We start from the raw sequence: 13,472 nt of genomic DNA on the forward strand, positions 1-13,472 counted from the left end.
TGCTCGCGTCAGGAGGTGGCTCGATGGCCGATCGCTTGCCGAAGAAGGTGTACGAAGCCGAGTTGCGGCGGCTGCAGGCGCAGCTCGTCGACATGCAGGCCTGGGTGCAGGCCACCGGCGCCCGCATCGTGGTGATCTTCGAGGGGCGCGACGCCGCGGGCAAGGGATCCACGATCAAGCGCGTCGCCGAGTATCTCAATCCTCGGGTCGCGCGCATCGTCGCGCTTCCCGCGCCGACCGAGCGCGAACGCTCGCAGTGGTACTTCCAGCGATACGTCGCGCATCTGCCGGCCGCCGGCGAGATCGTCCTCATGGACCGGTCCTGGTACAACCGCGCCGGGGTCGAGCGGGTCATGGGCTACTGCACCAACGAGGAGTACCACCGGTTCCTGCATCAGGCGCCGATCTTCGAGCGGATGCTCGTCGAGGACGGCATCCTGCTGCTGAAGTACTGGTTCAGTGTGTCGGATGTCGAGCAGGAGAAGAGATTCCGGTCGCGCAACGAGGATCCGATGCGGCGGTGGAAGCTCTCCCCCAACGACGTGCTCTCGATCACCAAGTGGGAGGACTACTCGCGCGCGAAGGACACGATGTTCGTGCACACCGACATCCCGGAGGCGCGCTGGCACGAGGTCGACAACGAGGACAAGCGCCGAGGCCGGATCAACATGATCCACCATCTGCTCGGACAGATCCCCTACGAAGTGGTCGAGCGGCCTGAGATCGAGATCCCACCGCGCCCGCCATCCGGGGGTTACGACCGCCCGCCGCAGCAGCTCGACGGATACGTCCCCGACTACGCGGCGACACTGATCGACAAGTGACACACGGGGTGCCCCGGTCCAGCGGCACCCCGCGGACGTCGAGGTAACGTGGCGCGATCCGCGACCGCATGGGAGAGGCCGGCACATCGCTGTGATGTGCCGGCCTCTCGTGATCGTCGAGCGCCGTTCAGGAGGTGGGGTAGTCCCGCTCCGCCGAGCCGACGTACAGCTGCTGCGGACGCCCGATCTTCGTCTGCGGGTCGTTCTGCATCTCGCGCCAGTGCGCGAGCCAGCCGGGCAGCCGACCGATCGCGAACAGCGGCGTGAACATGCGCGTGGGGAAGCCCATCGCCTTGTAGATGACGCCCGTGTAGAAGTCGACGTTCGGGTACAGGCGACGCTCGCGGAAGTAGTCGTCACTCAGGGCGATCTCCTCGAGCTCCTTCGCAAGATCGAGCAACGGGTCGACGACGCCGAGCTCGTTGAGGACCTCGTCCGCGGACTCCTTGACGAGCTTCGCGCGCGGGTCGTAGTTCTTGTAGACCCGGTGCCCGAAGCCCATGAGCTTCACGCCGTCTTCCTTGTTCTTCACGCGGGCGACGAAGCGCTCGACGCTCTCGCCGGAGTCGCGGATGCGGGCCAGCATGTCGAGGACGGCCTCGTTCGCGCCGCCGTGCAACGGCCCGTAGAGCGCGTTGATACCGGCCGAGATCGAGGAGAACTGATTCGCACCGGTCGACCCGACCAGGCGCACGGTCGAGGTCGAGGCATTCTGCTCGTGGTCCTCGTGCAGGATGAGCAGACGCTCGAGCGCGCGCGAGACGACCGGGTTGACCTCGTAGTTCTCGGCGAGGACGCCGAAGTTCAGGCGCAGGAAGTTGTCGACGAAGCTCAGCGAGTTGTCGGGGTAGAGGAAGGCCTGCCCGACGCTCTTCTTGTGCGCGTACGCGGCGATCACGGGCAGCTTCGCGAGGAGCCGGATCGTGTTGAGCTCGACGTGCTCGGGGTTGTTCGGGTCGGACTGGTCCTCGTAATACGTCGACAGGGCGGCGGTGGCGGCGGACAGCACCGACATCGGGTGCGCGGTGTGCGGTAGGGACGAGAAGAAGCGCTTGAGGTCTTCGTGCAGCAGCGTGTGACGACGGATGCGGTCGTCGAAGTCAGCCAGCTCGTCAGCCGTGGGCAGGTCGCCGTAGAGCAGGAGCCAGGCCACTTCGAGGTACGTCGAGTGCTTGGCGATCTGCTCGATCGGGTAGCCGCGGTAACGCAGGATGCCCTGGTCACCATCGATGTAGGTGATGGCGGACCGCGTGGCCGCGGTGTTGACGAAGCCGTAGTCGAGGCTCGTGTGGCCCGTCTGCTTGGTGAACGTCGAGAAATCGACGCTCGGAACTCCGTCGGTTCCGTGCAGCACCGGCAATTCGGCGGTGCGGTCACCGATGGTGACGGTGGCCTTCTGCGGGGTGCCCGTGTCGTTCACGAAGCCTCCTTGCGATCGTCCGGTGCGGTCATTACAGCCTATCGGGCGCACGGGCCTACTCCGTACGGCGCCAAAGGATCAGCGGATCGGTAGGAGAGAACCTACGACCCCGTCAGGCGTGCGGCAGCGGCGTCGATCCGCTCCTGCGACGCGGTCAGCGAGAAACGAACGTGCTGCGGGAACTGCGTTCCGTAGAAGTGGCCGGGGCCCGCGAGGATGCCGAGTTCGGCGAGCCGGCCGAGCGTCTCCCACGCGTCCTCTTGCGCCGTCGCCCACAGATAGAGTCCCGCTTCGCTGTGATCGATACGGAAGCCCGCGCGCTCGAGCGCCGGTCGGAGCACATCGCGACGGCGGCGGTACAGGTCCTTCTGTCGGGCGACGTGATCGTCGTCGCCCAGGGCTGCGACCATCGCCCGCTGCACGGGCAGGGGCTGCATCAGTCCCAGGTGCTTCCGCGCGGTGAGAAGCCGGGCCACGATCGTCGGGTCGCCGGCCAGGAACGCCGCCCGATAACCCGCGAGGTTCGACTGCTTGCTGAGCGAGTACACCGACAGCAGACCGCTGACGTCGCCTTCGCTCACCCGCGGGTCGAGCACGCTCGGCACCGTCTCGCTCGCCCAGGGCCCGTCCCAGCCGAGCTCGGCGTAGCATTCGTCCGAGACGACGACGGCGCCGAGCTCGCGTGCGCGGGCGACGATCCGCCGCAGCTCCGCGACGTCCAGCACGCGTCCGTCGGGGTTTCCGGGCGAGTTGACCCAGACGAGTCGGGTGCCCTCCGGGTAGTCGGCCGGGTCGTCTGCGGCTGCCGGCGTCGCACCGACCAGGCGGGCGCCGACCTCGTACGTCGGGTAGGCGGCGCGGGGATGCACGACGACATCGCCGGCACCGAGGCCGAGCAGCAGCGGGAGGAGCGCGACGAGCTCCTTCGACCCGATCGTCGGCAGCACGCTGTCGGGGGCCAGACCGGTGACACCGCGACGACGCTCGTACCACCGCACGATGGCCTCCCGAAGCGCGGGGGTGCCGACGGTCTGCGGGTACGCATGCGCGTCGGTCGCTTCGCGCAGGGCGCGGGCGACGACCTCAGGCGTCGGGTCGACCGGCGACCCGATGGACAGGTCGACGATGCCGCCCGGGTGGCGGCGGGCCTTCTCGGCGTAGGGCGCTACGGCGTCCCAGGGGTAGTCGGCGAGGTCGCGGACGCTCAATGCCCCTCCCCCTGCGGCGGCAGCGCGGCCACGAGGGGGTGGTCCTTCGCGATGACGCCGACCTTCGCGGCGCCTCCGGGAGATCCCAGGTCGTCGAAGAACTCGACGTTCGCGGTGTAGTAGTCCTGCCACTCGTCCGGCAGGTCGTCTTCGTAGTAGATCGCCTCGACCGGGCACACCGGCTCGCATGCGCCGCAGTCGACGCATTCATCCGGGTGGATGTACAGCGAGCGCTCACCCTCGTAGATGCAGTCCACGGGGCATTCGTCGATGCAGGCGCGGTCCTTCACGTCCACGCACGGGAGGGCGATCACATAAGTCACATGACGAGTCTAGTTCGTGCGATCGGACGCGGCCGCCCGGCGTGCTCCCGCGAACGAGGGCCAACCGACCACGACGGCCACCATGACCGGCACAGCGAACGTCCAGATCAGCCCGGTGCTCAGCTGCCCGTCCGGCGGGGCAGGCACGACGACCGAGCCGCCGGGCCCGCGTCCGGAGAAGACGACGGTTGCGACGAGAGCGCCCAGCCCGCAGGCCAGCGCCGTCCACCGGTCGTCGGTGAGCAGCCGCAGCCCCGCGACGAGGGCGGTCACGCCGGCGACAGCGACGATGAGCCCCACCGGCAGCACACCCCAGGAGTACGCCTGGGTGATCGTCCCCGCGACACCGTAGACGGCTCCCGCGATCGCGGCGACGAGCCACCCGGCGAAGCGGGTCCAGGTCTGATTCACCGAGCCAGTCTAAGCGGCCCATCCGCACGCCCGAAGCACCGCCGCCACCAGCGCCGCCCCCGCCACGACCACGAGGAAGGGGGCGCGCGCGGCGAGCAGGACGGCGGCCACCGCCACGGCAGGCAGGCGCGCGTCCACCACGATCGCGGCGCCCGCGCCGAGCGTCTGCACGACGACCAGCGCGGAGAGCAAAGCGATCGTCAGCTGGTCGATGATGCGCTGCGCGCGTTCCCCGTCGAACCATCGCGGCGGAAGGAGGTATCCCAGCGCCTTCAGCGCCACGCAGATGATCGAGGCGACGAGGATGCCGGTCCACGGGCTCATCGGGCCTCCCCCGTCGTCTTCGCGTCATCGCCCCGCGACGAACGCCGGCCCGGCATGGCCGCGGCGACCACGATGGCCACGACGCCGGCGATGAGGACGGGGATCCCGGGCATCGTGAGGGGCGTCGCGACACCGGCGACGACTCCGGCGGCCACTCCGACGACGACCGCGTCCAGCCGGCGGAGCCGCGGCCACAGCAGCGCGAGGAAGGCTGCCGCGGCGGCCGCGTCGAGTCCATAAGCCCGGGGGTCGCCGAGGACGTCGCCGAGCAGCGCGCCGAGGAGTGTGAAGAGGTTCCATCCGATATAGATGCCCACTCCGGTCGCCCAGAAGCCGATGCGGCGTGCGCGGGGGCCCGACTGCGCGAGGGCGACTGCCGTCGACTCGTCGATCGTGAACGGGAAGGCGCTCAGCCGCCGCGCGATGCTCCCGCCGACCACCGGCGCCATGCGAAGACCGTATGCCACATTGCGAACGCCCAGGAGTGCTGCGGAGGCGATGGCCGCGGGCAGCGCCGCCCAGCCACCCGTCGCGACGACACCGACGAAGGCGAACTGCGAGCCGCCCGTGAACATCAGGAGACTGAGCACGCAGGTCTGCCAGACATCGAGCCCCGCGGCGACCCCGAGCGCGCCGAACGATACGCCGTAGGCGCTCGTCGCGACGGATACGCCGATCCCATCGCGCCACGCGCGCCGCGTCGCGGCATCCTGCTCCATCGCTCCGATGCTATCGACCCGCCGAACCGGAGGCCCCCGCGAATGCCACGACCCCGGAGGCCGAGGATCGGCAATCCGGGGTCGTGGCGGGCTTCGGGGAGCCGGATCAGGCGTTGGCGTCCTGGCGCTTCGCGCGCGACGCGGCGCGGCCGCGCTCGGTCGCATCCAGCACGACCTTGCGGATCCGCACCTTCTCAGGGGTGACCTCGACGCATTCGTCGTCACGCGCGAACTCGAGCGACTCCTCCAGAGTCAGCACGCGCGGGGGCGTCATCGACTCGAAGGAGTCCGAGGTCGACGAACGCATGTTCGTGAGCTTCTTCTCCTTCGTGATGTTGACGTCCATGTCGTCGGCGCGCGAGTTCTCGCCGATGACCATGCCCTCGTAGACCTCTTCGGTGGGCTGGACGAAGAAGCTCATGCGCTCCTGGAGGGCGATCATCGCGAAGGGAGTGACGACGCCGGAGCGGTCGGCGACGATCGAGCCGTTCTGACGGGTCGAGATCGCGCCCGCCCACTCGTCATAGCCGTGCGAGATGGCATTCGCGATACCGGTGCCGCGCGTGATCGTGAGGAACTCGCTGCGGAACCCGATCAGGCCACGCGACGGAACGACGAACTCCATGCGGACCCAGCCGGTGCCGTGGTTCGTCATCGTGTCCATCCGGCCCTTGCGAGCTGCCATCAGCTGCGTGATCGCGCCGAGGTGCTCCTCGGGGGCGTCGATGGTCAGGTGCTCGAACGGCTCGGTGAGCTTGCCGTTCTCGTCGCGGCGCGTCACGACCTGCGGCTTGCCGACGGTCAGCTCGAAGCCTTCGCGGCGCATGTTCTCGACGAGGATCGCCAGCGCGAGCTCGCCTCGACCCTGCACCTCCCATGCGTCGGGGCGTCCGATGTCGACGACCTTGAGCGAGACGTTGCCGATGAGCTCGCGGTCGAGCCGGTCCTTGACCATGCGCGCGGTGAGCTTGTGACCCTTGACCTTGCCCATCAGCGGCGAGGTGTTCGTGCCGATCGTCATCGAGATGGCCGGGTCGTCGACGGTGATCGCCGGGAGCGGCCGGACGTCCTCCGGGTCGGCGATGGTCTCACCGATCGTGATGTCCTCGATACCCGCGATCGCGACGATGTCGCCCGGGCCGGCGGACTCGGCCGGGAAACGATCCAGGGCTTTCGTCTTGAGGAGCTCGGTGATGCGCGCGTTCGAGTGCGAACCGTCGTGGCGGACCCACGCGACCGTCTGGCCCTTCTTGAGGGTGCCGTTGAAGACGCGGAGCAGGGCGAGGCGTCCGAGGAACGGGCTCGAGTCGAGGTTGGTCACCCAGGCCTGAAGCGGGGCCTCGTCGTCGTAGGACGGCGCCGGCACGTGCTCGAGGATCGCCTCGAAGAGCGGCTCGAGGTCGTCGTTGTCGGGGAGCTCGCCGTTGTCGGGACGGTTGCGCGACGCCGCGCCCGCGCGGCCCGAGGCGTACACGACGGGCACGTCGAGCAGCGCGTCGACGTCGAGGTCGGGCACGTCGTCGACGAGGTCGCCGGCGAGGCCCAGCAGCAGGTCGTGGGCCTCCTCCTCGACCTCCGCGATGCGGGCGTCGGGGCGGTCGGTCTTGTTGACGAGCAGGATGACGGGGAGCTTGGCCTCGAGCGCCTTGCGCAGCACGAAACGGGTCTGCGGCAGCGGACCCTCCGACGCGTCGACGAGCAGCACGACACCATCGACCATCGACAGGCCGCGCTCGACCTCTCCGCCGAAGTCGGCGTGACCCGGGGTGTCGATGACGTTGATCGTCACGGGCACGTCGGTGTGGACGCCGTTGTAGGTGATCGCCGTGTTCTTGGCGAGGATCGTGATGCCCTTCTCACGCTCGAGATCGTTCGAGTCCATGGCACGTTCCTCGACGTGCGCGTGGTCGCCGAACGAGCCGGTCTGGCGGAGCATGGCATCGACGAGCGTCGTCTTGCCGTGGTCGACGTGCGCGACGATCGCGACGTTGCGGAGGTCAGGACGAAGGGCATGCGCCATGAAGGGGGTCCTCAGGATGAAGGGAAAACGCCGGGATGCCGACGGGACAGTTTAACGCAGGCGCCCTGCGAGTTCGCGGGGCGCCTGCGAGAAGGTCGGAGTCCGACCCTCAGGACGCGTCGAGAGCGGCCCGGCGTTCCTCGCGGCGCCGGCGCTGCTCGATCGGATCCGGCACCGGCGAGGCGGCCAGCAGTTCCCGGGTGTACGACTCGCGAGGCTGCAGCAGCACCCGCGACGTCGGCCCCTGCTCGACCGTTCGCCCCGACTTGAGCACGAGGATCTGGTCCGACAGCTGGTCGACCACGGCGAGGTCGTGGCTGACGAGGATGCAGGCGAACGAGTACGTCTCCTGCAGTTCCTTCAGCATGTCGAGCACCGCGGCCTGGACCGACACGTCGAGCGCCGACGTCGGCTCGTCGGCGACGAAGAGCTTCGGCCGCAGCGTGAGAGCCCGCGCGATCGAGACGCGCTGACGCTGACCGCCCGACAGCTCGTGCGGGTAGCGCTCGAGCACGTCGCGCGGCAGCCGCACGGCGTCGAGCAGCTCGCGGGCCCGGTCGAGCCGCTCCGCCTTGGTGCCGACACGGTGGATGGCCATCGGCTCGATGATGCAGTCGCCGATCGGGAACCGCGGGTCGAGGGATGCCGCGGGGTCCTGGAAGACGACGCCGATCTCGCGCCGTACGTTCTTCGCCTTGCGCCCGCGCAGCTTCGCGAGGTCTCGTCCGCCGAGACTCAGCGTCCCGTCCGCGACCGGCATCAGCCCGAGCACGGCGCGCGCGATCGTCGACTTGCCCGAGCCGGACTCGCCGACGATGCCGAGCACCTCGCCGGCGGCGAGGTCGAACGAGACGTCCTCGACGGCGCGGAACGTCTTGCCGCGCCCGGCGTACTCGAGGACGAGTCCCTTCGCCTCCAGCACCACGTCGCGCGTGGCGCTGGCGGCGACTCGCGCCGTCAGCTCGGGGTCGAGACGGGGAACGGCGGCGAGCAGCTTCTTCGTGTAGGGATGCTGCGGCCGGGTGAGGACGTCCTCGACGTCGCCGACCTCGACCAAGTCACCGCGGTACATCACAGCGACGCGATCGGCGATGTCGGCGACGACGCCCATGTTGTGCGTGATCAGCAGAATGCCCGCATCGCGGTGGTCCTTCAGCCGCCGGAGCAGGTCGAGGATCTCCGCCTGGACGGTGACGTCGAGGGCGGTGGTCGGCTCGTCCGCGATGATGACCTTGGGGTCGAGCGCGATCGCCATCGCGATGACGATGCGCTGACGCTGACCACCCGAGAACTGGTGCGGGTACTGCTTGATGCGCCGCTCCGGCTCGGGGATGCCGACGTCGCGCAGCAGGCCGATCGACCGGTCCCGCGCGTCTTCGCCGTAGGCGACGTCGTGGAGCTCGAAGATCTCGGTGAGCTGACGCTCGATCGTGAGCACCGGGTTGAGCGCCGTCATCGGCTCCTGGAAGATCATCGCGATCTCGCTGGCACGGAGCTTGCGCATGCGCTCGTTCGGGAGCCCGATCACCTCGGTCTCGCCGACCGTGATGGATCCTCGCGTGATGGCGTTCTCCGCGAGGAGCCCCATGGCGGCGAGAGAGGTCACCGACTTTCCGGAGCCGGACTCGCCGACCACGGCCACGACCTCGCCCGGGCGCACCTCGAGCGAGATGCCCTTGACGGCGTTGACATCGCCCGATCCGGTGAGGAACGTGACCGAAAGGTCGGTGAACTTCAGTGCGGTACGCGTGGCGGTGACGCTCATGCGCGGTTCCTCCTCTTGATCTCCCGACGCACGCTGCGCGACTGGCGCGGGTCGTACGCGTCGCGGATGCCGTCGCCCAGGAAGTTGATGGACAGGGCGATCGCGAGGATCATCATGCCCGGCCACCAGAACAGCCACGGCCTGCTGGTGAAGCTGCCCTGATACTGACTGATCAGCAGGCCCAGCGACGTCTCCGGGGGGACGACGCCGAATCCGAGGTAAGACAGCGAGCTCTCGAGCAAGATCGCGCCGGCGATCGCGAACGTGGCGTTGACGGCGATGACGCCCACGACGTTCGGCATGAGGTGTCGGAAGATGATGCGCGCTCCCCCGGCGCCCGAGGCGCGGGCGGCGAGCACGAAGTCGCGCTCGCGGAGCGAGAGCACTTCACCACGAACGAGACGCGCGAGACCGGTCCAGGTCAGGAGCGACAGCATGAAAGCCAGCACGATCGGGTTCTTGCCGATGTTCCCGGCGATCTGACCCACGACAGCTGCGAGGGCGAGCAGCGGGATGACGATGAACAGATCCGTGATGCGCATCAGTATGGAGTCGACCCAGCCTCGGTAGTAGCCGGCGACAGCGCCGACGATGCTTCCGATGACGGTCGACGAGATGCCCAGGACGAGGCCCAGCAGAATCGAACGCTGCGTGCCCATCATGGTCAGTGCGAAGAAGTCCTTGCCCGTGTTCTCCTGCCCGAACGGGTGCTCGCCGATGCGGATGCCGTCGCCACCGAGCCACTCGGGGATCAGGCTCAGCGTCGGGGCGCCCCCGTTGACCACGTCACCGGCGGCGCGGTAGTCGTGCGGCCACCATCCCGGGATGCCGAAGAAACCGACCGAGGTGAAGCTCAGGAGCGTCAGGAAGATCAGGATCACCGCGGAGATCGTCGCCGCGCGGTGCCGCAGGAAGCGTCCCCAGACGATGCGGGCCTGTGAGCGGGGCGCGGCCGTGCTCTTCGCGAGCGCAGCGTCCTCGGCCTCCGCGACCGAGAGGACCGACGTCGTGGTCGGCACGTTGTCGTTCGGGTTCGTCATACTCGGATCCTCGGGTCGATGACGGCGTAGAAGATGTCCGCCAGCATGTTGAAGACGATCGCGGCAAGGCCGGTCACGAGGAAGAAGGCCATCACGGGATTCGGGTCGACCTCGCGCAGTCCGGTCGCGAACAGGTCGCCCATGCCCTTCCACCCGAACACCTGCTCGGTGACCACGGCCCCGCCGATGAGTCCGGCGAAGTCGAACGCCGCAATCGTCGCGATGGGTATGAGGGCGTTGCGGAATGCATGGCGGAAGATGACCAGCCGCTCCGGCACGCCCTTCGCCCGCGCCGTGCGGATGAAGTCCTGGTTGCCCACCTCGAGCATCGACGTCCGCGTATAGCGGCTGTACGACGCCAGCGAGATGACCGTCAGCAGCAGCGTCGGCAGCAGCATCTGCGTGCCGATGTCGAGGAAGGTCTGCCAGAACGTCCCGTCGAAGTTCGGCGTCTGCGCGCCGATCGTCGAGATCGGACGCGGCTTGCGCTGCAGGAACGAGGGCCACACGCGGAAGAGCGCGTCCACGACCGTCAGGAGGGCACCGCCGAAGATCGTGACGAACGCGACGACTGTCGCCGGCCCTCGGAAACGCCCGCCGAAGAACCGTCCGATGAGGAACGGCACGATCATCGCCAGCAGTGCACCGCCGGCGAGCACGCCCCAGTTCATGTAATAGATGAACACGTTGGTCAGCGCCAGGTGCATGACGACCACGAGTCCTGCGCTGGCCAGGCCGATGACGAGCACCCGCCGGTTGTGCAGTCCCACCGATGCCACTGTCGCGCTGAGCGCGAGCAGAACGGTGAGCACGGCCACACCGATGACGGTGAGGCGCGGCTCGCGGAACGCGTTCGTCGCCAGCATGAGGGGCAGCGCTGCCCCCAGAACCGCGGCGGTGGCGGCGAAGGTGATCGCCCGGCGCTTCAGCGAGCCGCCGCCGAGCACCTGCACGACGAAGCCGATGACGACGGCGATCACGATGATCTGTATCGGCGAGAGCTCCGGATCACGGATCCAGTCGTTGTATCCGATCGCGAGGTACTCCTTGAAGAGCACCGCCGCCCAGAAGACCGGCAGCGAAAAGAAGAGGAACGTCAGGAACGTCACCGCGTAGTCCAGGCCGGAGTACTGCCGGATCGCGGTGATGATGCCGATGGCGATGCCGATGATTAGCGCCAGGATCGTGGCGAGCAGGACGAGCCTCAGCGTCGAGGCAGCCGCCTGTCCCACGAGCGTGGTGACCTCGACGCCCTGCCGGGTGAGTCCGAGATCGCACTGGCCGATGAGGCACTTGCTCGCGCCCACGAGCCAGCCGAGATAGCGCTGGAACCAGGGCTGGTCGAGGTTCATGTATTCGATACGCCGAGCGATCAACTGTTCGCGGTTGTCTGCGTTGCTCTCTCGCAGATCGGCGAGCGGGTCGCCGGAGTTGATCGTCAGGACGTACATCAAGAGGGATGCGGCGAGCATGATGCCCACCGCTGCCGCCAGACGGCGGATGATGAATTTCAGCACGGAAGTCGAGGTCCCTTGGTCGTACGCGGGGCACGCATGTGCCCCTCACGGGAGTGTGGGCCGTCACCGCAGCGACGGCCCACACTCTGGTCGTGTCAGAGACAGAATACGTTTATTCTGCGCGCGACCACTTCTCGGCGTTCCACATGATGCCGCTCTGGCCCACCGAGTGCTGTGCGTTCTCGATGTCGGCGGCAGCGGCGTCGACACCGGGGTGAGCGAACAGCGGGATGCCGAAGAGGTCGTCCCACAGCTGCTTCTCGATGATCTTCGTCTGCTCGAGGTGCACCGACTCGTCGAGGCTCGTCGCGAGCGTCTCCCACGCCTGGTCGACGACCGGGCTCGAGTAACCGCCGTAGTTCTGCGGCTTGTCGGTGGCGTAGATGTTCTGGCCCGAGGTGATCTGGCCGGAGCCGGCCCAGGCGAACAGCGCCACGTCGTAATCGCCGCGCTCCTGGGTACCACCGGGCTGGAAGAAGTCGGCGTTGCCGACATCCTGGATGTCGAAGCCGGCCTGGTCGCAAGACGACTTAATGAGAGCGACCTCGTCAGCACGGCGCGGGTTGGGGGCCGAGTAACCGATGCGCACGACGGTGCCGGCAGCGCCGGCGGCGTCGACGAGAGCCTTGGCCTCTTCGAGGTTCGGCTCGTCGTAGCGGCCGTCGTACGCGGCCGAGACGACCTCGTCGTAGTTCTCCTGGAAGGGGAACACCTCGCGCGCGTTCATGACCTCGGCGTCCGAGCTGACCGGCTTGATGAGGTTGTCGACGATCTGCTGGCGCGGCACGCACATCGCGAACGCCTGACGCAGCTCGAGGCTGTTCGCGAGCGACGCGTTGCCCTTGAAGTTGAAGTCGAGGTGCTCCCAGGTCAGCGTCTGGCCGGTGAGCAGCTGAGCGGCGTCGCCGAGCTCCTCGATCTGCGAGACGGTGTCGACCGTGGGCTGGGGGGCGATGACGTCGAGGTCGCCGTTCTGCAGCGCCTGGACCATCGCGTCCTGCGCGACGAAGCGGATGACGAGCTCGTCATTGGCTGCCTGCGTGCCGTAGTAGTTCTCGTTGCGCTTGAGGGTCACCGACTGGCCGGCCTCCCACGACGAGAGAACGTACGGGCCGGAGCTGGGGATGAGCGCCTCGTCCGGCAGCGTGCCGGGGGCGGTGTTCCATCCGGTGTTCCAGAACTCGGCTGCGTCTGCGAGAGCAGCGGCGTCGCCGCCGCGGATCGCCTCGACGAGCTCCTCGGTCGACAGACCGCCCTGCTCGGCGACGACGTGCGCGGGGCTGAGCATCCAGGTCTGGATCTGCCAGTCGGGGTCGGGCGCGGCGAACTGGACCGTGAACGACTTGGCGTCAGCGTCGCCCTGCGGGCCCTCGGGGACGGTGTCACCCAAGTCCTGCGAGACGGAGTTGAAGAGCGGGCCCTCGGCGCCGGCGAGGTTGGGGTTCTGGACACCCCAGGCGAGAACGGCGTCGGCCACCGTGATGGGCGTGCCATCGGACCACTCGGCGTTGTCGGCGATCGTGTACTCGACGACCATCGGGTCTTCCGAGATCAGCTCGTACGAGCCCAGATCGGTGTTCGGCTGGATGGCGCCGACCTCGTCGAAGTAGCTGAAGCCCGCGAGGAGCCGGTCCACGATCGCCGAGTTGTACGTCGAGTACGTCTCGGGCGTGAAGCCGTTGTAGCTGATGAAGTCGTTCGGACCGACCGAAACGGCGATGGACTGGCTCGCCGTCGTCGTCTCCTGTTCGCCGCCGTCCGCCGGCGCGCAGCCGGCGACGACGAGCGCCAGGGCAGCGGCGCTCGCGCCCGCCATGGAGATACGCGTGAAACGCATTCCCACTCCTGTTCTCTTGATGATCCGGGCGACGGAAGACCTTTCCGCTCCCCGCTCGGCGACA

General features: G+C 68.2%; 12 protein-coding genes. 1 reads left to right on the forward strand and 11 read right to left on the reverse strand.

What is annotated here, in order from left to right; translation table 11 throughout:
• Positions 1-23 precede the first annotated feature (23 nt).
• Positions 24-824 (forward strand): polyphosphate kinase 2, encoded by an 801-nt coding sequence (gene ppk2, locus VC184_RS08305; RefSeq protein ID WP_274177949.1) that lies wholly within the window; start codon positions 24-26, stop codon positions 822-824.
• A gap of 127 nt (positions 825-951) precedes the next feature.
• Here the strand turns inward: ppk2 and VC184_RS08310 are convergent, their stop codons facing one another.
• The 11 genes from VC184_RS08310 to VC184_RS08360 form a co-directional block, all read right to left on the reverse strand.
• Entirely contained in the window at positions 952-2,244 is a 1,293-nt protein-coding gene (locus VC184_RS08310; RefSeq protein WP_274177950.1) for a citrate synthase, read from the reverse strand.
• Between the two features lie 101 nt (positions 2,245-2,345).
• Complete coding sequence (dapC, locus tag VC184_RS08315; RefSeq protein WP_274177951.1) at positions 2,346-3,452, reverse strand: succinyldiaminopimelate transaminase; 1,107 nt, start codon at positions 3,450-3,452, stop codon at positions 2,346-2,348.
• A complete protein-coding gene (gene fdxA, locus VC184_RS08320) occupies positions 3,449-3,775 on the reverse strand; it encodes a ferredoxin (RefSeq protein ID WP_023950512.1) in 327 nt (108 codons plus the stop codon). The genes dapC and fdxA overlap by 4 nt, the downstream gene beginning before the upstream one ends.
• Before the next feature lie 9 nt (positions 3,776-3,784).
• Entirely contained in the window at positions 3,785-4,186 is a 402-nt protein-coding gene (locus VC184_RS08325) for a histidinol dehydrogenase (protein ID WP_114589536.1), read from the reverse strand.
• Between the two features lie 9 nt (positions 4,187-4,195).
• A complete protein-coding gene (locus VC184_RS08330) occupies positions 4,196-4,510 on the reverse strand; it encodes an AzlD domain-containing protein (protein WP_114589537.1) in 315 nt (104 codons plus the stop codon).
• Positions 4,507-5,229: an AzlC family ABC transporter permease gene (locus VC184_RS08335; protein ID WP_323985747.1), complete on the reverse strand. Its 723-nt coding sequence runs from the start codon at positions 5,227-5,229 to the stop codon at positions 4,507-4,509. The genes VC184_RS08330 and VC184_RS08335 overlap by 4 nt, the downstream gene beginning before the upstream one ends.
• Positions 5,230-5,335: 106 nt before the next feature.
• A complete protein-coding gene (typA, locus tag VC184_RS08340; RefSeq protein WP_274177954.1) occupies positions 5,336-7,249 on the reverse strand; it encodes a translational GTPase TypA in 1,914 nt (637 codons plus the stop codon).
• A 109-nt stretch (positions 7,250-7,358) separates the two neighbouring features.
• Entirely contained in the window at positions 7,359-9,014 is a 1,656-nt protein-coding gene (locus VC184_RS08345; RefSeq protein WP_282501014.1) for an ABC transporter ATP-binding protein, read from the reverse strand.
• Positions 9,011-10,054, reverse strand: coding sequence for an ABC transporter permease (locus VC184_RS08350; RefSeq protein ID WP_269266148.1), 1,044 nt, complete (start codon positions 10,052-10,054; stop codon positions 9,011-9,013). Before VC184_RS08350 ends, VC184_RS08345 begins: the two co-directional genes overlap by 4 nt.
• Complete coding sequence (locus VC184_RS08355; RefSeq protein WP_282501015.1) at positions 10,051-11,571, reverse strand: ABC transporter permease; 1,521 nt, start codon at positions 11,569-11,571, stop codon at positions 10,051-10,053. Before VC184_RS08355 ends, VC184_RS08350 begins: the two co-directional genes overlap by 4 nt.
• 112 nt (positions 11,572-11,683) lie before the next feature.
• Positions 11,684-13,408, reverse strand: coding sequence for an ABC transporter substrate-binding protein (locus VC184_RS08360; protein ID WP_269266146.1), 1,725 nt, complete (start codon positions 13,406-13,408; stop codon positions 11,684-11,686).
• Positions 13,409-13,472 lie beyond the last annotated feature (64 nt).

Origin of the sequence: Microbacterium plantarum, from assembly GCF_035231185.1 — a bacterium.
Taxonomy (GTDB): Bacteria; Actinomycetota; Actinomycetes; order Actinomycetales; family Microbacteriaceae; genus Microbacterium; species Microbacterium plantarum.